Annotated in this window: 21 protein-coding genes; 13 read left to right on the top strand and 8 right to left on the bottom strand. The window is 70.1% G+C overall.

Going from position 1 to position 19305, the window contains the following annotated elements:
* Positions 1-411 (top strand): NAD(P)/FAD-dependent oxidoreductase (locus ACIOD2_RS47605; protein WP_400552465.1); only part of this gene is annotated, 411 nt, incomplete at its 5' end.
* On the top strand, positions 408-731 hold the full coding sequence (gene trxA, locus ACIOD2_RS47610) for a thioredoxin (RefSeq protein WP_400552467.1): 324 nt from the start codon (positions 408-410) through the stop codon (positions 729-731). The genes ACIOD2_RS47605 and trxA, both read left to right, overlap by 4 nt.
* Positions 732-787: 56 nt before the next feature.
* On the opposite strand, the gene ACIOD2_RS47615 is transcribed toward trxA, so the two are convergent.
* Positions 788-1852, bottom strand: coding sequence for a HoxN/HupN/NixA family nickel/cobalt transporter (locus tag ACIOD2_RS47615; protein ID WP_400552777.1), 1065 nt, complete (start codon positions 1850-1852; stop codon positions 788-790).
* Between the two features lie 290 nt (positions 1853-2142).
* Between ACIOD2_RS47615 and ACIOD2_RS47620 the strand changes: the two genes are divergently transcribed.
* The 4 genes from ACIOD2_RS47620 to ACIOD2_RS47635 all read left to right on the top strand — a co-directional run bounded on the left by ACIOD2_RS47620 (position 2143) and on the right by ACIOD2_RS47635 (position 6950).
* Positions 2143-3756, top strand: coding sequence for a DUF4331 domain-containing protein (locus ACIOD2_RS47620; protein WP_400552469.1), 1614 nt, complete (start codon positions 2143-2145; stop codon positions 3754-3756).
* Positions 3757-3820: 64 nt separating this feature from the next.
* Complete coding sequence (locus ACIOD2_RS47625) at positions 3821-5134, top strand: tetratricopeptide repeat protein (RefSeq protein WP_400552471.1); 1314 nt, start codon at positions 3821-3823, stop codon at positions 5132-5134.
* Positions 5131-6624, top strand: a complete 1494-nt coding sequence (locus tag ACIOD2_RS47630; RefSeq protein WP_400552472.1) for a nickel/cobalt transporter — start codon at positions 5131-5133, stop codon at positions 6622-6624. The genes ACIOD2_RS47625 and ACIOD2_RS47630 overlap by 4 nt, the downstream gene beginning before the upstream one ends.
* A gap of 2 nt (positions 6625-6626) precedes the next feature.
* A complete protein-coding gene (locus ACIOD2_RS47635) occupies positions 6627-6950 on the top strand; it encodes a hypothetical protein (RefSeq protein ID WP_400552473.1) in 324 nt (107 codons plus the stop codon).
* 7 nt (positions 6951-6957) lie between these two features.
* On the opposite strand, the gene ACIOD2_RS47640 is transcribed toward ACIOD2_RS47635, so the two are convergent.
* Positions 6958-7488, bottom strand: coding sequence for a sigma-70 family RNA polymerase sigma factor (locus tag ACIOD2_RS47640; RefSeq protein WP_400552475.1), 531 nt, complete (start codon positions 7486-7488; stop codon positions 6958-6960).
* A 305-nt stretch (positions 7489-7793) separates the two neighbouring features.
* On the opposite strand from ACIOD2_RS47640, the gene ACIOD2_RS47645 reads away from it, so the two are divergent.
* The 4 genes from ACIOD2_RS47645 (at position 7794) to ACIOD2_RS47660 (ending at position 11062) form a co-directional block, all read left to right on the top strand.
* Positions 7794-8450 (top strand): ferritin-like domain-containing protein, encoded by a 657-nt coding sequence (locus ACIOD2_RS47645; protein ID WP_400552477.1) that lies wholly within the window; start codon positions 7794-7796, stop codon positions 8448-8450.
* Positions 8451-8478: 28 nt separating this feature from the next.
* Positions 8479-9234 (top strand): ferritin-like domain-containing protein, encoded by a 756-nt coding sequence (locus ACIOD2_RS47650; RefSeq protein ID WP_400552479.1) that lies wholly within the window; start codon positions 8479-8481, stop codon positions 9232-9234.
* Positions 9227-9922, top strand: coding sequence for a class F sortase (locus tag ACIOD2_RS47655; RefSeq protein WP_400552480.1), 696 nt, complete (start codon positions 9227-9229; stop codon positions 9920-9922). Before ACIOD2_RS47650 ends, ACIOD2_RS47655 begins: the two co-directional genes overlap by 8 nt.
* 105 nt (positions 9923-10027) lie before the next feature.
* Positions 10028-11062 (top strand): fatty acid desaturase family protein, encoded by a 1035-nt coding sequence (locus ACIOD2_RS47660; RefSeq protein ID WP_400552482.1) that lies wholly within the window; start codon positions 10028-10030, stop codon positions 11060-11062.
* Positions 11063-11068: 6 nt separating this feature from the next.
* Here ACIOD2_RS47660 and ACIOD2_RS47665 read toward each other — a convergent pair whose 3' ends face one another.
* Both ACIOD2_RS47665 and ACIOD2_RS47670 read right to left on the bottom strand, forming a co-directional pair.
* On the bottom strand, positions 11069-11512 hold the full coding sequence (locus ACIOD2_RS47665) for a VOC family protein (protein WP_400552484.1): 444 nt from the start codon (positions 11510-11512) through the stop codon (positions 11069-11071).
* Between the two features lie 64 nt (positions 11513-11576).
* Entirely contained in the window at positions 11577-12008 is a 432-nt protein-coding gene (locus ACIOD2_RS47670) for a helix-turn-helix transcriptional regulator (RefSeq protein WP_400552486.1), read from the bottom strand.
* A gap of 187 nt (positions 12009-12195) precedes the next feature.
* Between ACIOD2_RS47670 and ACIOD2_RS47675 the strand changes: the two genes are divergently transcribed.
* On the top strand, positions 12196-12798 hold the full coding sequence (locus tag ACIOD2_RS47675; RefSeq protein ID WP_400552488.1) for a hypothetical protein: 603 nt from the start codon (positions 12196-12198) through the stop codon (positions 12796-12798).
* Here the strand turns inward: ACIOD2_RS47675 and ACIOD2_RS47680 are convergent.
* Positions 12777-14219, bottom strand: a complete 1443-nt coding sequence (locus ACIOD2_RS47680) for an alpha/beta hydrolase family protein (RefSeq protein ID WP_400552489.1) — start codon at positions 14217-14219, stop codon at positions 12777-12779. The genes ACIOD2_RS47675 and ACIOD2_RS47680 overlap by 22 nt on opposite strands.
* A gap of 212 nt (positions 14220-14431) precedes the next feature.
* On the opposite strand from ACIOD2_RS47680, the gene ACIOD2_RS47685 reads away from it, so the two are divergent.
* Entirely contained in the window at positions 14432-15541 is a 1110-nt protein-coding gene (locus ACIOD2_RS47685; RefSeq protein WP_400552779.1) for a sensor histidine kinase, read from the top strand.
* Complete coding sequence (locus ACIOD2_RS47690) at positions 15538-16200, top strand: response regulator (protein ID WP_400552491.1); 663 nt, start codon at positions 15538-15540, stop codon at positions 16198-16200. Before ACIOD2_RS47685 ends, ACIOD2_RS47690 begins: the two co-directional genes overlap by 4 nt.
* Positions 16201-16211: 11 nt before the next feature.
* Here the strand turns inward: ACIOD2_RS47690 and ACIOD2_RS47695 are convergent, their stop codons facing one another.
* The 3 genes from ACIOD2_RS47695 to ACIOD2_RS47705 are packed head-to-tail and all read right to left on the bottom strand — an operon-like array spanning position 16212 to position 19304.
* On the bottom strand, positions 16212-16937 hold the full coding sequence (locus tag ACIOD2_RS47695; RefSeq protein ID WP_400552493.1) for a hypothetical protein: 726 nt from the start codon (positions 16935-16937) through the stop codon (positions 16212-16214).
* A 44-nt stretch (positions 16938-16981) separates the two neighbouring features.
* A complete protein-coding gene (locus ACIOD2_RS47700; protein WP_400552495.1) occupies positions 16982-18133 on the bottom strand; it encodes an NADH:flavin oxidoreductase in 1152 nt (383 codons plus the stop codon).
* Positions 18096-19304, bottom strand: a complete 1209-nt coding sequence (locus ACIOD2_RS47705) for an MFS transporter (RefSeq protein WP_400552497.1) — start codon at positions 19302-19304, stop codon at positions 18096-18098. The genes ACIOD2_RS47700 and ACIOD2_RS47705 overlap by 38 nt, the downstream gene beginning before the upstream one ends.
* Between the last annotated feature and the right edge of the window lies 1 nt (position 19305).

The following is a 19305-nucleotide window of genomic DNA, read 5'->3' on the forward strand; positions in this document are numbered from 1 at the left end:
TTCTTCTTCCGCGATCACGACATCGTGGTCGCCGGTGGTGGCGACTCGGCGATGGAGGAGGCGACCTTCCTGACGAAGTTCGCGAAGTCCGTCACGGTGGTGCACCGGCGTGAGGAGTTCCGCGCGTCGAAGATCATGCTCGAGCGTGCCCGCGCGAACGAGAAGATCAAGTGGAAGCTGAATTCGCAGATCACCGGCGTTGTCGGGGACACCAAGGTCGAGGCCTTGAAGCTGAAGGACACCCAGGACGGCTCCGAGTCGACCTTGGACGTGTCGGGTGGTGTTTTCGCCGCCGGTGACCTGGTGGACCGCACCTACCGGCAGGCGATCACCGCGTCCGGTTCGGGCTGCAGCGCGGCGATCGACGCGGAACGCTGGCTCGCCGAGACAAAATCCGAGGAGAAATCATGAACGAAGTCACCGACGCCACTTTCGCCGCCGACGTCCTGCAGAGCGACAAGCCTGTTCTCGTCGACTTCTGGGCCACCTGGTGCGGGCCGTGCAAGAAGGTCACCCCGGTGCTCGAAGAGATCGAGGCCGAGCAGGGTGACGGCGTGACGTTCGTGAAGCTGAACGTCGATGACAATCCCGACACCGCTCTCGGCTACCAGGTGATGTCGTTGCCGACGCTGATCCTGTTCCAGGGCGGCAAGCCGGTGAAGCACATCGTCGGCGCGAAGAAGAAGGCCGCGCTGCTGTCGGAGCTCGCCGAGGTCCTGGGCCGGAACTGACGGGGGAGTGAGGGTGAGCAGGCCTCGAGACGCCGATCTGCTAGCGGGTCGCCGGCTCAGTTCCGGCTCGTCTCCGGCTGCAACGGAGAGGACCGCGGAGCCCACTTCTCTTCGATGTGCCCGTAGCGCCACACAGCGAGGGCGATCAGCCAGGTGACGACGAAGAGCCCGGCGATGACGAAGCCGACGTGGTCCAGGTCGACCTGGGCGATGGCGGCGAGCGGCCCGGTCGTGAAGCCCAGCTCGTCGACGAGCAGGGAGAGCAGCTCGATCGTGCCGATGACGAGGGCGACCGCGACGGAGAGCGCCGTGATGACGAGGTTGTAGAAGATCTTGCGGACGGGCTTCGCGAACGCCCAGGCGTAGGCGAAGTTCATGAAGCAGCCGTCGGCCGCGTCGAACAGGGTCATGCCCGCCGCGAACAGGACCGGGAGCACCAGGATGGCGTACCAGGGCAGGGAGAACGCCGCCGCGCCGGCGGCGAGCACGAGCAGGCCGATCTCGGTGGCCGTGTCGAAACCGAGTCCGAAGAGGACACCGACCGGGTAGATGTGCCACGGCTTGCGGATCATCTTGGTGACGTTGCCGAGGATCCGGTTCAGGAATCCCCGCTTGTCCAGCTGCTGTTCCAGTTCGGCCTCGTCGAAGTCGCCGTGCCGCATCCGGCGGAAGATGCGGAGGATGCCGGCCAGGACGACGAGGTTGAGTATCGCGATCAGGTACAGGAACACGCCGGAGACGGAGGTGCCGATCAGGCTGGTCGTCCGGTGCAGGCCGGAACCGTCGTCGGCCACCTGGCCGGCGAGTGCGCGAACACCCAGGGAAAGCAGCAGGCACAGCAGGAAAACGACGGTCGAATGGCCGAGGGAGAACCAGAATCCCACGGACAGCGGTTGTTTTCCGTCGGCGATGAGCTTGCGCGTGGTGTTGTCGATGGCGGCGATGTGGTCGGCGTCGAACGCGTGCCGCATGCCGAGGGTGAACGCGGTGACGCCCAGCCCCACGCCGAACACCCCGGTGGTGCCGAGCGCGTAGTGGTGGGGCGCGACGACCAGGCCGAGCACGCCCCAGCCGAGCAGGTTGAGCAGCAGGACGACCGCGGCCATGCCCGCGATGGACATCCGGTCGCGGCGCGACAACGCCCGCCGGCCGGTGGTGGTTTTCGGGAGCATGCTCATCGCCGCCTCGGTTTCGGGGACACAGCTGAGCGGAGAACGCCTGCGACACTAGACAGATGAACAGGCAGAAAGCAACGCCGGGATATTCATCCATTCGGGAGTGAACCGGACCACAGACGTCTCCGAATGTGTTCGTGCTTGCCCGGAAAACGGGCCCGGAGGCTGTTTCCGCATCGGGCGGGAGCAACCCGGAACGGCACCGGCGACGGTGCCGTCTGCGAAAGGTCTGCTGCATGCCAGTACTGCTCCCGTCCCGCCGGACCCGGCGTGCCGGACTCTCGCTGCTCGCGGTGGGGAGTGTGGTGCTCACGAGCGCGCTGATCGGCCTGGGCACCGATCCCGCCGCCGCCTCGAGCCACCGCGAAGCACCGCTCATCGCCGGGGACCCGCCGGTCGACAACACCGACGTCTACGCCTTCGTCAGCCCGGACAAGCCGGACACGGTCACCCTGGTCGCGAACTGGTACCCGTTCGAGGAACCCAACGGCGGCCCGAACTTCTACCCGTGGGCCACCGACGCCCACTACGACATCAACATCGACAGCGACGGCGACGCCAAGCCGGATCTCACCTACCGGTGGACGTTCAAGACCGACGACCGCCGCGGCAAGTCGACGTTCCTCTACAACAACGGCCCGGTCACCTCGCTCGACGACCCGAACCTGCTGTTCCGGCAGAGCTACGACCTGGACGTCATCGACAAGTACGGCCGTTCGAAGAACGTGGTGCACTCCGGCAAGACCGCGCCGTCGAACACCGGTGCGGCGTCGATGCCGAACTACGGGGCGCTGCGCGACCAGGCCGTGACGAACCTGCCCGGCGGCGGCAAGAGCTTCGCCGGCCAGGCCGACGACGCCTTCTTCCTCGACCTGCGCGTCTTCGACCTGCTCTACGGCGGCAACCTGTCCGAGGTCGGGCAGGACACCCTCCGGGGCTACAACGTCAACACCATCGCGCTGCAGGTGCCGAAGTCCGCGCTGGCGCTGAACGGCAACGCGGCCCGCAACCCGGTGATCGGCGTGTGGAGCGACACCGAACGGCAGTCGCTGAGCATCAAGACCCCGGGTAAGGAGACCCAGGCCGGCCCGTACGTCCAGGTGTCACGGCTGGGAAACCCGCTGGTCAACGAGGTCGTCGTGCCCGCCGGGCTCAAGGACAAGTTCAACGCGCTCACCCCGGACCAGGACCACAACGTCCCGGAGCTGGTCGACCGCGTGACCTCACCCGAGGTGCCCAAGCTGATCCAGGCCATCTACGGCTTGCCGGCCCCCGCGACCCCGCGCAACGACCTGGCCGAGATCTTCCTGACCGGCGTCACCACCAAGGCCGGCGGCCCGATCAAGGCGGACCTCAACTCGCAGCTGAACAACGCCGACGTCAACGCCAAGAAGTTCACCCCGTCGGAGATGCTGCGGCTCAACACCGCGGTGCCGGTCGCGGCGAACCCGAACCGGCTCGGCGTCCTCGCCGGTGACCTGCAGGGCTTCCCGAACGGGCGCCGGCTCACCGACGACGTCGTCGACATCGAGGTCCAGGCCCTCGAAGGCGCCGCCCAGACCGGCGTCATCGTCCCGGCGCTGGCGACCGGGGACAAGGTGAACGCCAACGACGTGCCGTTCGGGAGCGCCTTCCCGTACGTCGCGCTGCCGCACAACTCCGCGGTGAACGCGGGCGGTGGCGGCGGAGGCGGGGCCGTCGGCGGAGGTGCCACGTCCGGAGGAGCCGCCGGTCCCGCTGCCGGCACCTCGTTCCCGGTCAAGCCCGCGCTCGGCGGCCTGGCCGCTGCGGTGCTGCTTGGGTCCGGCGTGTGGTTGCTGCGCCGCCGTCCCGGTACCGCGGCCGAATAAGTCCACCGACGCCGGTGGCTGGTGTCCGGCACCCGCCACCGGCGTCCGGCCGTGAGGTCCCCGAATGTCCGAACGCTCCACCCGGTCACGCCGGATCTTCGCCGTCGTCGTCCTGGTCGCCGGCGCGGTGGTGCTCGTCGCCAGCGTGTCGGCCGGTCAGGCCACGCCGTCCGCGGGGCCGGCGCCGGTTCCCGTCGCCCAGGACACGCTCGCCCACAGCATCGGCGTCGCGCAGGACAAGCTCCGCCGGACACCGCAGGATCCGCTCACCTGGGCGCAGCTGGGCACCGCCTACGTCGAGCAGGCCCGGATCACCGCCGACCCCGCGTATTACCCGAAAGCCCAGGGCGCGCTGGAGAAGTCGCTGCAGCAGCAGCCCGACGGCAACGGCCCGGCGCTGATCGGCATGGGCGCGCTCGCCAACGCCCGCCACGACTTCGCCGCCGGCAAGACCTGGGGCGAACGCGCGGAAGCGGCGCTGCCCGACACCGCCGAGTCCTACGGGGTGCTCGCCGACGCCCTGACCCAGCTCGGCGACGCCGGCGCGGCCACCGACGCGATCCAGCGGATGCTCGACCACAAGCCCGGCGTCTCCTCCTTCACCCGCGCCTCCTACGACCTCGAGCTGCACGGCCGGATCGACGACGCCCGGGCGGCCCTGCAACGCGCGGTCGCCGACGCCACCAGTCCGAGCGACGTCGCGTTCTGCCGCTATTACCTCGGCGAACTCGCGTTCAACTCCGGCAAGCTCGACGACGCCGCGGCCGAATACGACCAAGGCCTGGCCGTCGACGCGCAGAACGTCTCGCTGCTGGAGGGCAAGGCCAAGGTCGCCGCCGCACGCGGCCAGGTCGACGACGCCCTCGCGGGTTACCGCGGCATCGTCGCCCGGGTGCCGCTGCCGCAGTACCTGCAGGAGTACACCGACCTGCTCGTCGCCGCCGGCCGCATGCCCGAGGCCGAGCAGCAGTACGCGGTGCTCGAAAGCCAGCAGCGGCTCTTCGCCGCCGCCGGGGTCACCGACGACCTGACCGCGTCCGCCGTCGCCGCGAGCCGCGGTGACAAGGCCGGAGCGTTGACCCACGCGCAGGCCGAATGGGGGCGACGACAGAACGTGCTCGTCGCCGACGCGCTCGGCTGGGCCCTGCACCTCAACGGCCGTGACGCCGAAGCCCTTCCCTACCTCGACCGCGCCGCGGCCCTCGGCGGGCGCACCGCGGCCTTCGCCTACCACCGCGGCATGACGCTCGCGGCCCTGGGCCGCACGAGCGACGCCGTCTCGGCGCTGTCGGACGCGCTGGGTACCAACCCGTACTTCTCGCCGGTGGGCGCACCCGACGCGCGACGGACACTCGACCGGCTCAAGGCGGCCCGATGAAGCGGTTGCTGGCGCTCGTGCCGATCGTGCTCGGCTTGGTGGTGTTCGCCGCACCCGCGGCCGAGGCGCATCCTCTGGGAAATTTCACGGTCAACCACTACGACGGCCTGACGCTGCGGCCCGGCAGTATCGACCTCTTGTCTGTTGTGGACAGTGCGGAGATCCCGACCGTCCAGGACAAGCCGGCCGTCGACACCGACCACAACGGGGTCGTCGGTGCCGCGGAGGCCGGCGTCCGCGCGGCCGTCGACTGCACCGCCCTGATGGCCGCCACCCCCACCTCGGTCGACGGCGGGCTCGTGCCGTGGACACTGCGCTCGAGCACCCTCGAATTCCCGCCGGGCCAGGCGGGGCTCGCCACGAGCAGGCTCACCTGCGCGATGTCGGCGCCCGCGCGGCTGGACCGGGCCGCGACGCTGTCGATCCGCGACGAGTTCCGCACCGACCGGATCGGCTGGCGCGAGATGACCGCCGTCGGCGACGGCGTCCGGCTCCCGGACACCGGGCTGCCGAGCACCAGCGTCAGCAACGAGCTCCGGGCCTACCCCGACGACCTGCTGGCCGACCCGCTCGACGTCCGGGAAGCCACCCTGCGCGTCGAACCCGGTGCCGGCGGAGGAGCCGTCGCCGATGCCGCCCCGCACCTCGGGCCGCTGGACGCGGTCGTCGGCGTCGTCACCCGGACGTTCACCGAACTCGTCGGCAGCAAGGACCTGACGCCGGCGGTGGGGGCGCTCGCCGTGCTGCTGTCACTGCTTCTCGGTGCGTCCCACGCCGCGCTGCCCGGGCACGGCAAGACGCTGATCGCCGCCTACCTCGCCGGGAAGCGGGGATCGACCCGTGACGCGCTCGTCGTGGGCGCGACGGTGACGGTGACCCACACCGCCGGGGTGCTGCTGCTCGGCCTGGTCATCAGCGGATCGAGCGCGCTCGCGGGGGAAAGCGTGCTGAGCTGGCTCGGCGTGGCGAGCGGCCTGCTGGTCATGGGCATCGGTGCCTGGCTGCTGTTCTCGGCGCTGCGCACCCGCGCCAGGCAGGTACACGAGGAACCGGTCCTGGTCTCCGTCGGCGCCGTCGCGGAAACCCACGGCCACGGACATGCGCACGGCCACGGACACGGACATGGCCACGGGCACGGGCACGGCCACGGGCACGGTTTCGGACGCGGCGGGCTGGTCGGGATGGGCATCGCCGGTGGGCTGGTCCCGAGCCCGTCGGCGCTGGTGGTGCTGCTGGGCGCGGTCGCCCTCGGGCGTACCTGGTTCGGCGTGCTGCTCGTCTTCGGTTACGGCTTCGGCATGGCCGCCACGCTGACCGCCGTCGGCCTGATCCTGGTCCGGTTGCGCGACCGCCTGGAAACGATGCGCCGCATGGACCGCCTGCGAGCCAGGGCAGCCCGGCTGTCGGGCTGGATGCCGGTGCTCACCGCGACACTGGTGCTGGTGGTCGGGCTCGGCCTGGCCGTCCGCGCCGCGACGGGAAACGGATGACGATGCGCACGATCCCCGCCCTGGCCTGCTGTCTCCTGATCGCCGGGTGCTCGGCCGCCCCGCCCGATCCGGGGCCGGTGTTCGACAACGAGGGCAACCAGCCGGTCAGCTGCATGAAGCACCAGCAGGCCGAGCCCGGCGCCCGCTACCGGGACCCGGACCGGATCCGCACGGACGAAACCCTTCCGCTGCTGCGGTACTACACCAGCAACGGGCGCAAGACCTACTGCGACGGCGCCGCACCGTCCGATGTGGACCGGGCGTGGGCCGGGGTCTACGTCGGCCTGGGCGCCGCGCGCGCGAACGTCACGGGCGTTCTCGGATAACCGGTGGTCAACGCGGGATCAGCTCCCGCAGCTTGGCCGCGGCCAGCCGGACCCGCGACTTCACCGTGTTGACCGGAATCCCGAGCGTGACGGCGATTTCCCGGTAGGCAACGCCGTCGATGTAGGCCTGGGTCAGCAGAGTCCGCTGGTCCGGGGTCAGTTTCGCGAGTGCGTCACGGATCTGGTGGACCTCGGCACCGTTCAGCACGCGCTCGCTGGGATCCGGTTCGGTCGGGATCAGCGCCTGGCGGGCGATCAGCGTGTCGCGCTCCCGGGCCGCCTGCGCCGCCCGCACCCGGTCGACGGCCCGGCGGCGCGCGATCATCGTGACCCAGCGGGCGCCGGTGCCCTGCGTCCCGTTGAACCGCCCCGCGGTGGCCCACAGCTCGAGGAACGTTTCCTGGGCGACCTCTTCGGACTGGGCGTGGTCCTGCACCACCGCGAACACGGTGTGGAACACCAGGCCGAAGAACTCTCGGTACAGCCGTTCGAAGGCGGATCTGTCTCCGCCGGCGACCCGTTCGAGCAGTTCTTCCATGATGTGGTTCCAGCCTCGGCAGTCCGGCAAACGTGAACACGTTTCGAGCAGCGGGGGCTGGGCTGCATCCACGAGTTGTTCGAGGCGTTGCGGCGCCGAGCTTGGTTCCGGAGGCGAATCACGCACGCCGGTAGCGAGAGCACTAGGCCATCGGAGTGATCCTCGGTGGTGAGCGACTGGCCGGGTAAACCCGATCGGGGGTGTCTACGAACCAGACTCGTCGGTGGACATCGTTCCGCTGGAACTCACCCAACGAGCCTGCGCGGCCCCGGGCCGCACGCAGCGCGTAGAGAGCGTGATGTCGAATGCGATCGTTCAGGAACGACAGGGTCTTCGGCGGGAAGCCGGTGCTGGGAATCGCCCACGAGACCGACCGCCGGGCCTTCCTCCGGATGGCCGGACTGGTCGGGGTCGGCGCGACGCTGGTCGCCGGCGGACTGGGATCGGTGGTGACCTCGGCGATCGCCGCGCCGGCCGCGGGCGACGCGGGGGATCTCGAAATCCTCAACTACGCGCTGACGCTCGAATACCTGGAGTCGGACTTCTACACCATGGGCCTGGCCAAGAACCTCGTCACCGGCCGCGAACTCGAGCTCATCACCGAGATCGCCGACCACGAGAGCGCGCACGTCACCGCGGTCACCGCGCTGATCAAGCAGCTCGGCGGCACCCCGGTCGCCAAGCCGGCGATCAAGTACCCGGACGAGACGTTCAAGGACAAGGCGGGCTTCCTGAAAGCGGCGTCCACCTTCGAAGAGGTCGGGGTGACCGCGTACCACGGCCAGGTCGGGCTGATCAAGAGCGGCGACGTGCTGGGCGCGGCCGCGTCCATCGCCGGTGTCGAGTCGCGGCACGCGGCCGTGCTGGCCGCGCTCATGGGCGGGGAGCCGTTCCCCGCTCCCATCGAGAAGCAGCGGACGAAGGACGAAGTCCTCGCCGTCGTCAAGCCGTTCCTCTCCTGACTTCCCGACCTCGTAAGGAAAAGCACACATGAACAGGCGTGATCTCATCCACGGGCAGGCCACCGAGGTGTTGCCCCAGCTGGCGCTCGGCGCGCTCAACAACCGCTGGGCTTTGGCCCAGGCCGGTGACTTCGGGAGCGACCTCGACGTCCTCAACTACGCGTTGACGTTGGAGTACCTCGAATCGGCCTTCTACGTCCAAGGCAACAAAGCCGTTTCACTGTCGGGCGCCGAAGCCGACTACCTCAAGAAGATCCAGTCCGACGAGGAGTCGCACGTCACGACCCTGACCGACACGATCAAGAAGCTGGGCGGGACCCCGGTCGAAGCGCCGATGGTGAACTTCGGGGCCGCGTTCGAGAACCGCATGAGCTTCCTGACCGCCAGTCACACCTTCGAGAACGTCGGTGTCGGTGCCTACCTCGGCGCGGCCGGTTTCATCAAGGACAAGACCATCCTGCAGGCGGCGGCGGGCATCTTCGGCGTCGAAGCGCGGCACGCGGCCGTCGTCGGGAACCTGCTCGGCCTGCCGGCCAAGGGCGGGGTCTTCATGGGCACCACCGAGACCCCGAAGGACAAGGCCACGGTGCTCGCCGCGGTCGCCCCGTACCTGGTCGCCACGCCGACCGTGCCGAAGGGCGCACCGGCGATGGGGGCCGGCGGTTCGAGCGACGACCCGGCCGGCGTCGCCCTCACCGCCACCGGCGCGGTTCTGGTCGCCGGCGCGGCGGCCGTGGCCGTGGGGCGCCATCGCCGCTCCGGCGACGAAGAAACCCGTGGCTGACCAGGTTCCCGAAGCCGGCGGGCGTCGCTTCGGCGCCCGCCGGCGGCGGCTCCTGCTCGTGCTCGCCGTCGTGCTGGCCCTGGCCGGCGGCGGCCTGGTCTGGGCCGGTGTCACCCACACGTCCGGCCAGGACCCCGTCGCCGCGGCCGGCCGCATCCCCGCGCCGACCACGACGGCGGCCCCGCCGCCCACGACGTCCACCGGCCGGCCGGCTCCCCGCCCGACCGTGCCGTTGTCCCGCTCGACGCCGGTCTCGATCCAGGTGCCCAGCATCGGCGTGGACAGCTCGCTGTTGTCGCTGGGGCTCAACCCCGACCGGACCGTCGAGTCGCCCAAGGACTTCAGCCGGGCGGGGTGGTACGACTACGGGCCGACCCCGGGCGAGGCGGGCGCGTCGGTCATCCTGGGACACATCGACTCCTACCGCGGGCCGGCGGTGTTCTACCGGCTGTCGAAGCTCACGCCCGGGGCCCAGGTCACCGTCCGGCGCAGCGACGGCAGGACGGCGACGTTCACCGTCGACGCCCTGCGCCAGTACCCGAAGAGCAGCTTCCCGGCCGAGGACGTCTACGGCGCGGTCGAGTACGCGGGGCTGCGGCTGGTCACCTGCGGCGGCGAGTTCGACCGCACGGCACGCAGCTACCTGGACAACATCGTCGCCTACGCGCACCTGACGGGAACCAGCTGAGCTTTGTCGCGGTGATCCGTTTGTCCCGCGGTCCGGCCGGGAACCCGGGACCCAGGAAGTGTTGCCCCGGACCTCGGCGACGCGAGGTTCGGCGGAAGGAAGAGAATGCCTGCTCTCTCACGGGCGACACCAGCGATCGCCGGCTCCGGCAGCTACCCCGATCTGTCTCGGGTCCTCCGGGACGCGGGCCTGATGAACCGGCGTCACGGCTACTACTTCGCGAAGATCAGCCTCACCGTGCTGGTCTTCGCCGCCGGCTGCGCGGGGTTCGTCCTGCTGGGCGACTCCTGGTGGCAGCTGGGCAGCGCGGTGTTCTTCGCCGTGATGTACGCCCAGCTCGCGTTCCTCGGGCACGACGCCGGGCACCGGCAGATCTTTCGCAGCCGCCGGGCCAACGACCGGGTCGGCTACGCCCTCGGCGGGATCGTCGGGATGAGCTACGGCTGGTGGATGGGCAACCACACCCGCCACCACGCCAACCCCAACCACGAGGACGACGACCCCGACCTCGACATCCCGCTGCTGGCCTTCACCCGCGGCCAGACCGATGGCCGGCGCGGGCTCTTCCACTGGACCGCCAGCCACCAGTCGGCGCTGTTCTTCCCGCTGCTGCTGCTCGAAGGGCTGAGCCTGCACTGGGCCGCCGTCACCGCGGTCCGGCGCAATGAGGTCGAGTTCCGCAAGCGCGAAGCGGCATTGCTGTTCGCGCACCTCGCGATCTACCTCACCGCGGTGTTCGTCGTGCTGTCCCCGCCGGTGGCGGTCGCCTTCATCGCCGTGCACCAGGGACTGTGGGGCGTGTACATGGGCTGTTCGTTCGCGCCCGGCCACAAGGGCATGCCGACCTACACGGACGAGACGAAGCTCGACTTCCTGCGCAAGCAGGTGCTCACCAGCCGCAACGTCCGCGGTGGGCCGTGGGTCGACTTCGCCATCGGCGGGCTCAACTACCAGATCGAGCACCACCTGTTCCCGAGCATGCCGCGGCCCAACCTGCGCCGGGCCCAGCCGCTGGTGCGCCGGTTCTGCGCCGAGAACGGCATCGACTACGCCCAGTGCGGGCTGCTGCGGTCGTATCGCTACGTCCTGGCGCACCTGCACGAGGTCAGCGCACCTCTGCGGATCAAGCCTGCCGTCTGACGGCGGTCAGGCCCAGTCCTTGCCGTGGTCGAGGTCGCCCTCGCGTTTTTGGGTGAAGGAGAACCAGTTTCCCGAATCGTCGCGGAAGATCGCCTCGGTGCCGTAGGGGCGTTCTTGGGGTTCCTGCAGGAACTGCACTCCACGCGCGCTGAGCTTCTGGTAGTCGCCGTGCACGTCGTCGGTGGCGAGGACTCCCGCGCCGAGGATGCCCTTGGCGATCAGTTTCCTCATGGCTTCGGCGGATTCGGCGTCCATGGCGGGCGGGCTGGGGACCATGAGGGTCAGCTCCACCTCGGGCTGGTTCTTGGCGCCGACGGTCAGCCACCGCATGCCGCCGTCGCCCATCGTGATGTCCGTGCGCAGTTCCAGGCCGAGTTTTTCGGTGTAGAACTCCTTGGCGCGGTCCTGGTCGAGAACCCAGATGGTGGAGATGGCCAGTCCCTTGATCATGTCGTGCTCCTCGGTGGTGCGTGCCGGTGCGATGAGACGGTAGGCCGGACGCCGCTCAGGACCGTTATCGAGAGTTGCTCTGCCCGGTCGCCGGGTCCGAGTTCGGGAAGCCGCCGGCCCAGAGCAGGGCGTAGCAGCCCGGGATCAGGGCGGCACCGCGGCCGACGTGCCGTGCCCGGTACTCGCTCGGAGTCATCCCCGTGGCCCGCTTGAACCGGGTCGAGAAGCTGCCCAGACTGGTGAAGCCGACCAGGTCGCAGATCTCGGTGACCGTGAGGTTCGCCGTGCGCAGCATCTCTTCCGCCCGCTCGATGCGGCGGCGCGACAGGTACTGGCCGGGGGTTTCGCCGTAGGCGTCCTTGAACGCGCGGATGAAGTGGTACCGGGAGTAGCCGGCGTGCGCGGCGATCACGCCGACGTCGAGAGGGCTCGCCCAGTCCCGGTCCATCGCGTCCTTGGCCAGGCGAAGGTGCTTCAGGCGGGCGTGATCTGTCACACCGCATGGTCGCACGTCAACCGGGGTGGCCCGCTGTCCGCGGCGGTCGCATTGGTGACGTCCGGCCCGGCGAGGCCGGCCGGTGTGATTTGCCCGCCCGGTACCGATGAGCACTGGACGACCACCGCTGTTCGCATGAGCAAATACCTCCGTGTCGTTTCGGCAGTCCCGGGCTTAGCTTCGGGAGATGGCGAACGAACTGACCATTCCGCTGCTGCCCTGTCCTTCCATCGATGAGATCGCGTCGTTCTACGAGATGCTCGGGTTCGAGATCACCTATCGGCAGACGCGGCCGAACCCGCACGTCGCGGTGCGGCGGGAAGACATCAACCTGCACTTCTTCGGGATGGACGGCTACGACCCGGCGCAGTCGTACAGCACGTGCCTGGTCATCGTGGCCGACACCGGTGAGTTGTTCGAGGCGTTCGCGGCGGGGATGCGTTCTGTGCACGGGAAACTGCTCGTCTCGGGCATCCCGCGGATGACCCGGCCGCGGCTGCGCAACGACCGGTACACCGGGTTCACCGTCGTGGACCCGGGTGGTAACTGGATCCGGATCTCCAAGGCTGCCAAGGAACCCGAGGCGCGGACGAAGCTGGCCAAAGCGATGGAGGACGCCGCGAGGCAGGCGGATGCGCGCGGTGACGAGCGTCAGGGGTTGAAGATCCTGGAAGGTGCGTTGAAGCGGGCGACCGGCGATGAACCGGAGTTTCAGGCGGCGCGGGAGTTCCGCGACGAGCTCGTTGAACGCGTCCAGCCTGAGCCGGGTCAGCGACCGTTGCCAGAGTGAGACACGCTGAGCTCGCCGTAAGTCGACAGAGCGCCTGCCAGGTCACTGGATCCGTTGCGCAGAAAGGAATCCAGGAATGCGAGAGTGGCGGCGGCGACGACACGCGGGCTCTCGGTGCGGCCCAGAGAGCCGACTATCGAGGGTACCGGCGGCAGGTACAGGGGACCGTCCGTGAAGGTGAGGTGCGCGGCGCCGGGGATGGTGAGCCGGTAGTTCGTCGCCGTGCCGTGCATGAGCACCTCGGTGAGCCGAGGCAGGTAGCGCGGATCGCTGGCCGGCGTGATGGCCTGGGTGAGGGCGAGTGTCGGCTGGCCGAGCGACGGCGACAGGGGGCCGCGAGGGTAGCCGTCCAGATCGATGACGGCGTCGAACCGGTGGTCCCGCCGGGCCGCCTGCAGCGCGGCGGCACCACCCATGGAGTGGCCGGTCACGGCGACCTTGCCGGTGTCCAGGCGCCCGGTCAGCGGGTCGGCGCCGTCACCTCGGTCGAGCCCCTCCAGCCGGGTCAGCACGAAGCCGAGGTCGGCGGCCCGGATCGCCGTCCAGTCGTCGGCCAGCTTGTCGTCCTCGTCCCGGTCGCCGGTGGAGACGGTCGCGCTGGTGATCGTCCGGCCGTCGGCGAGCACGACGGCGGCGGAGTCGTACGGGTGGTCGAGCGCGGCGACCACGTAGCCGTGGCTGGCGAGCTCTTCCGCCCACGCGGTGTTCTGGGTGCGCGCCCCGCTGGACCCCGGCGAGAACAGCACGACCGGGAACCGTCCTCCTGCGCCGGCCACGGGGGCGTCGGGAATCGCGTGGGTGCGGGCGCGCGGGACGCCGTCGAACAGGAAACCCGGCAGGCCGACCCCGCGGGCGAGTGCTTCGGAGACGGTGCGCGCTTCGTCCTCCGTGCGTCCGAGGTACTGGGCGCGCGGTGCGTCGGCCGGGCCGTTCCGCGCGGGGTACCAGAGCTGGGCCACGACGGTGCGCCGGTCCCGCGGATCGGCGGTGAAGGTCTCGGGGCGGTCCGGGTCGGTCCACTGCAGCACCCGGGTGCCGACCGCGAAGCCGCCGGTGGGCGCGGGGAAGACGGGGACGGGAAAAGCCCACGCCGCCGCGGGGCCGGTGGTGATCAGGCAGGCGCAGGCCACCGATCCCGGCAGCGCCAGCCACGGGCGGACCCGCCGAGCACGGCTTCGCACCAGCGGGGAGAAGGCGAACGGCGCCGCGACGACGGCGCCCGCCACCACCGGGAGCAGCTGCCAGCGGATCCCGGCCACGCAGAGCCAGATCGCGGACAGGAGGAACACCACCCCCGCCGCGATGGTGACGCCCGGGCGGGCAGCGGCGGGCAGCCAGCGCGCCACCACCAGCGCGAGGGCACTGAGCAAGGTCAGGACTTCCAGCGGGGACAGGTTCAGTCCCGTGATGATCTCGGTCACCCGGCCATGCTCGGCCCCGGACCCGCGCGGCCGCATCGCCCCCGGGTCGCGATCCCGGTGCCGTCTCCGGTGGCAACCGAGCACCAGGACCAGCGGCCGGACTACGACCACGGGAGGTATCGGGACTCCTCCTGTGGTCGCATTCCGGCTCGCCACCGTCAGACGGCAGGCTCATGCGCCGCGGCGGGCCGTCGGCTTACGATCGCCCGGTGATGATCGAGCGGCGCCGGCCGTCCCGGCTGCCGCCGAGGGTGTGGGACTCGCTGCTGCCCGCGGTTCTCCTGCTCGACGTCCTGATCATGGGGGCACCCGCCGAGCTGCCGGTGGCCGCCACACTCACCGCCGCACTCGCGTTGCCCTTGGTGTGGCGGCGCCGGGCCCCGCTCGCGGTGTTCGGTGCGGTGGCGGCCGCGGCCGCCGTCCAGTGGCTCGTGGACGTCCAGCTGCCCGCGGACATCGCCCTGCTGGTGGCGCTCTACACGGTGGCCGCGAACTCGGGTAAGCGCGTCACCCTCGCCGCCGTCGTCGTGGTGGAGACCGGGGCCGTCCTCGCCTGCCTGCGCTGGGCGACGGACGGGGCGTTCCTGACCCCGTTCGCCGCGCTCACCGCGATGGTCGTCGCCGCGGCCGTCCTCGGGCTGAACGACCGGACCGCCCGGGCCTACGCGGAGGCCGTGCGGGACCGGGCCGTTGCCGGGGAACGGGCCCGGATCACCCGGGAGATGCACGACATCGTCACCCACAACCTGTCCGTCATGGTCGCGCTCACCGACGCCGCCGTCCACGCGCAGCACCGGTCGCCGGGCAAAGCCACCGCCGCGATGCTCCAGGTCTCCGAAACCGGCAGGCAGGCTTTGACCGACATGCGGCGTTCGCTCGGCGTCCTGCGCACCGGCGAGCCGGACGCGGCGCGCCACCCGTTGCCCGGCATCGCGCAACTGGAGGCCCTCGCCGGCCAGATGTGCGCCGCCGGGCTCCCGACCGGCCTCGACATCGACGGCGGTCATGCGCACATACCCGCGACCGCGCAACTGACCGTCTACCGCCTCGTGCAGGAAGCCTTGACCAACACGTTCAAGCACGCACCCACCGGCACCCACGCGAAGGTCCGGATCGAGTGCGCGGCCGAGACCGTCACGGTGGACGTCACCGACACCGGGCCGGCGACCTCCGCCGTCACCCACGCCGGCAACGGCATCACCGGCATGCGCGAGCGGTCGGCCGGCTACGGGGGGACGGTGCTGGCCGGACCGCTTCCCGGTGGCGGCTGGGGAGTGCACACCCGCCTCGTCTTCGGCGGCGGCCCGGCGGCGCCCGCATGACGATCCGCGTCCTGATCGCCGACGACGAAGCGTTGCTGCGCATGGCGTTCAGCATGGTCTTGGAGGCCCAGCCGGACCTGGCACCGGTCGGCGAAGCCGAGGACGGCGCCGACGCCGTCCGCCTCGCCACCGACCTGCGCCCCGACGTCGTCCTCATGGACGTCCGCATGCCGATCACCGACGGAATCGAGGCGACCCGGCAGATCATCCGGAGCTGCCCGCGGACCCGGGTCCTGATCCTCACCACCTTCGACCTGGACGAGTACGCCTTCGCCGGGCTCAAAGCCGGAGCCTCGGGCTTCCTGCTCAAGAACACCAGGCCCGAAGAACTGCTCACCGCGATCCGCGCCGTGGCCGCCGGCGACGCGGTGGTCTCCCCGCGCATCACCCGCCGCTTGCTAGAGAAGTTCCGCCCGCACCTGCCCGACGCCGCCGCCACCGCCCGCGACGAGCGGCTGAGCAGGCTCAGCGCCCGTGAGCGCGAGGTGCTCGTCCAGGTGGGCTCCGGCCGGTCCAACGCCGAGATCGCCGCCACCCTGCACCTCGCGGAGGCGACCGTGAAGTCCCACCTGGGGCGGATCCTGCACAAGCTCGAGCTCCGCGACCGGATCCAGGCCGTGGTCTTCGCCTACGAAAGCCGTCTCATCCACCCGGCGTGACGTCCGCGGGCCTACTTCTTGAGCCGGCGGCTTCCCGCGTGCCAGTCCTCGGTCTTGCCTGTCTCGTCTGCCGTGACGCCGAAGGACGGGAGCTGCGGGCGTTCGCGCAGGCTGCGCTTGAGTTCAGCGAAGCCGGGGAAGCGAGCGAGGCCGACGACGTGGTCCCACAACTCTGCGGCCTGCTCCTCGTCGGGCAGCCGGCTGATCACCGGGCCGAAGAAGGCGACACCTGCCGGCGGTTCGAAGTGGATGATGGGTGTGCCGACGTCTTTGCCTGTCAACGACAGTGCTTCGTCGGATTCGGCTTGGATTTCGGCGTCGCGGGTGGTGTCGTCGAGGGCGCCGATGAGGGAGACGGGCAGGCCGGCTTCGGCTAGAGCGTCGGTGGCGAGTTCGGGGGTGCCCTGCCAGCCGGGGGTTTTGCCTTCGTCGGGGCCGGCTTCGAAGATGCGCGCGCCGTAGGCGGCGTAGAGCGGGCCGACCGCTTCGCGGCCGCGCATTTCCCGGGCCGCGGAGGCGAGGCGCAGCAGCCGCAGGCCCGCGGTGTGCTGGGCGTCGTACTCCGGCGGGAAGTGCGTGTCGTAGTCGAGGTGCGCGTTGATCAGGCGCAGGGAGATGAACCGCCAGTCGACGGTGTAGTCGCGTTGTGCCTGCACGATCCGGATCCACTTGCTGGTCATCCAGGCGAACGGGCAGATGGGGTCGAAGTAGAAGGTGATGTCGGCGTTTTTGGTCATTTTCACGATCCTTGGGTCGGCTGGGAAACGATGGCGGGAGTCGCTCACACGCTGGCTCGCTGGACGAAGCTCGGCCACCCCCGCATGTGGTTGATGAAGCGCTCGCTCAGCCCGCCGGTGCGCAGGTAGTGCGCCGTCACCGGCAGCTGGGGGCTGTCGTACCGCGGGTTCGCCTTGACCTGCCGGGGAAAGTCCCGCTGGAGGATCCCGGCCCGGCCGATCAGCACGAAGTCGCACCCTTCGTCGAGCAGCTGTCCGGCGCGCTCGGCGCTCATGATTTTACCCGCGGTGCCGACGCGGACGCCTTTTCGCGGAAGGCCGGTGAAGACGCCGAGCATGCGCTGCCCCCGAAACGTTCCTTCCTTGACGACTTGGGCGGAGTCCCACAGGGCCAGGTCGAGGTAGTCGATCAGCTCGTGGTCGAGGATCTCGGCGGTGATGTCGCGCAGTTCTTCGAGTTTCAGCCCGTAGCGTTCGACCGACAGGCGCCAGCCGATCTGGAAGTCGGGGCCGCAGGCCCGGCGGATTCCTTCGATGACTTCGATGGTGAGGCGGGCGCGGTTTTCGGTGCTGCCGCCGTACTTGTCGGTGCGGTTGTTGAGCAGTGGTGACATGAATTCCGACAGGATCCAGCCGAAGGCGCCGTGGACGGCGACGCCGTCGAACCCGGCCTGTTCGGCCCGCTGGGCGGCGGCGATGAAGCTGTCGCGGATCCGCTCGACTTCTTCGGTCGTGAGGGCTTTGACGCCGGGCACCGTGGAATCGGATGCGGGAGAGGGAATTCCGCCCAGTTCCGGGCGGGCGCGGTGGCCGGCGTGGTGCAGCTGCACCGCGGACAGGCCGCCGCCTTCCCGGATCGAGCCGGCCATCTCGGTCAGGCCGGGCAGGTGGGCGTCGCAGTGGATGCCCAGCTGCCGCTCGAATCCGATGCCGCCGGCCTCGACCGTGGTGGCGCAGGTCTGGATCAGGGCGTAGTCGCTTTGGGCGAGTTGCCTGATCCAGTCCTGGTCGAATACGGACGCCGTACCGTCGTGGGCGCTTTGCTGGTTGGTGAGCGGCGCCAGCATGAAACGGTTGCGCATCGCCGGGCCGTGCAGAAGGGGGAGTGGCCGGAACAAATCCGAAACGGACACGGACGTCTCCTGACGATGGTGGTGGCTACTGACCGGAGGTGGCGGTTCGCGTCGGGAACGCATGGCTCCGGGCGAGAATCACGACGAGTGCCGTCGGTACCAGGAGCACGACGGCCGCGATGATGAGCGACCCGGAGCCGAAGCCGGCGAGCAGTGCGCCGCCGGCCAGCCCGCCGAGGCCGATGCCCAGGTTCCAGGTGGTGACCATCGAGGACTGGGCGGCGTCGGCGTGTTTGCCCGCGGCTCGCATCAGCGCCGACTGCAGCAAGGTGGCCGCTCCGCCGAACGCGAGTCCCCACGCCGCGACCGTGACGTAGTCGACGACGGGGCTGGAGGTGGCCGCGGCGAGCACTGCTGCGGCCACGGCGAAGAGCGCGGTGCTGAGGACGACCAGCTTGCGGTGGTGCCGGTCGATGAGTACGCCGGTGAGCCAGATGCTGAGGATCGAGGCGATGCCGAAGTCGAGCAGGATCCACTGCACCTGGTCCTGCAGGCCGGCGGCGGTGAGGATCGGCGCGATGTAGGTGTAGAGGATGGTGTGTGCGAGCACGAACGCGCCCGTCACCGCGAGCACGGTGCGGATGCCGTGCAGCCGGAGAATGCGGCGCAGCGGTACCCGGTCCTCGGCCTTCTGCCCGGGGAAGTTGGGCAGGCTCCACAGGGTCCAGAGGATCAGCAGCCCGGTCAGGGCCGTGACGGCGCCGAAGGTGAGCTGCCACCCGACCGCTTTGCCGAGGTACGCGCCCACGGGGACGCCGAGGGAGAGGGCCACGGGGGTGCCGGCCATGGCGAACGCCATTGCCCGTCCGCCGAGCCCGGGGCTGACCAGGCGTGCCGCGTATCCGCCGAGAAGGCTCCAGACGACGCCGGAGGAGGCGCCCGCGATGAATCGCGCGCCCATCGTGATGGTGAAGTCGAGAGAAAGGGCGGTCACCAGATTCGCGACCACGAATCCGGCGAGCGCGGTCAGGAGCAGATGACGTCTCGGCCACGAGGCGGTGGCCAAGGTGACGGGAATCGCCGTCAGCAGGGTGCCGACCGCGTAAATCGTGACTGTCTGGCCGGTCACGGATTCCGAGACCCCCAGCGCGGTGCTCATCTGCGGCAGCACACCCGCCGGCAGTGCCTCGGTCAAGGTGGTGATCAATCCCGCTGCGAAGAGCGCGATCAGAGGCTGTAGTGGTAAACGTTCCGTGGACGAGATAGTGGGAACGCCGACTTGTGAGGTGGTCACG

The sequence above is a fragment of the Amycolatopsis sp. NPDC088138 genome (assembly GCF_044741685.1).
GTDB lineage: Bacteria > Actinomycetota > Actinomycetes > Mycobacteriales > Pseudonocardiaceae > Amycolatopsis.

Excerpts from the sequence above, each read along its gene's own strand:
- ACIOD2_RS47625 (WP_400552471.1), top strand. The coding sequence starts at position 3,821 with ATGTCCGAACGCTCCACCCGGTCACGCCGGATCTTCGCCGTCGTCGTC.
- ACIOD2_RS47690 (WP_400552491.1), top strand. The coding sequence starts at position 15,538 with ATGACGATCCGCGTCCTGATCGCCGACGACGAAGCGTTGCTGCGCATG.
- ACIOD2_RS47695 (WP_400552493.1), bottom strand. The coding sequence starts at position 16,937 with ATGACCAAAAACGCCGACATCACCTTCTACTTCGACCCCATCTGCCCG.
- trxA (WP_400552467.1), top strand. The coding sequence starts at position 408 with ATGAACGAAGTCACCGACGCCACTTTCGCCGCCGACGTCCTGCAGAGC.
- ACIOD2_RS47650 (WP_400552479.1), top strand. The coding sequence starts at position 8,479 with ATGAACAGGCGTGATCTCATCCACGGGCAGGCCACCGAGGTGTTGCCC.
- ACIOD2_RS47660 (WP_400552482.1), top strand. The coding sequence starts at position 10,028 with ATGCCTGCTCTCTCACGGGCGACACCAGCGATCGCCGGCTCCGGCAGC.
- ACIOD2_RS47685 (WP_400552779.1), top strand. The coding sequence starts at position 14,432 with ATGATCGAGCGGCGCCGGCCGTCCCGGCTGCCGCCGAGGGTGTGGGAC.
- ACIOD2_RS47640 (WP_400552475.1), bottom strand. The coding sequence starts at position 7,488 with ATGGAAGAACTGCTCGAACGGGTCGCCGGCGGAGACAGATCCGCCTTC.
- ACIOD2_RS47700 (WP_400552495.1), bottom strand. The coding sequence starts at position 18,133 with ATGCGTTCCCGACGCGAACCGCCACCTCCGGTCAGTAGCCACCACCAT.
- ACIOD2_RS47665 (WP_400552484.1), bottom strand. The coding sequence starts at position 11,512 with ATGATCAAGGGACTGGCCATCTCCACCATCTGGGTTCTCGACCAGGAC.
- ACIOD2_RS47635 (WP_400552473.1), top strand. The coding sequence starts at position 6,627 with ATGCGCACGATCCCCGCCCTGGCCTGCTGTCTCCTGATCGCCGGGTGC.
- ACIOD2_RS47620 (WP_400552469.1), top strand. The coding sequence starts at position 2,143 with ATGCCAGTACTGCTCCCGTCCCGCCGGACCCGGCGTGCCGGACTCTCG.
- ACIOD2_RS47630 (WP_400552472.1), top strand. The coding sequence starts at position 5,131 with ATGAAGCGGTTGCTGGCGCTCGTGCCGATCGTGCTCGGCTTGGTGGTG.
- ACIOD2_RS47645 (WP_400552477.1), top strand. The coding sequence starts at position 7,794 with ATGCGATCGTTCAGGAACGACAGGGTCTTCGGCGGGAAGCCGGTGCTG.
- ACIOD2_RS47615 (WP_400552777.1), bottom strand. The coding sequence starts at position 1,852 with ATGTCCATCGCGGGCATGGCCGCGGTCGTCCTGCTGCTCAACCTGCTC.
- ACIOD2_RS47675 (WP_400552488.1), top strand. The coding sequence starts at position 12,196 with ATGGCGAACGAACTGACCATTCCGCTGCTGCCCTGTCCTTCCATCGAT.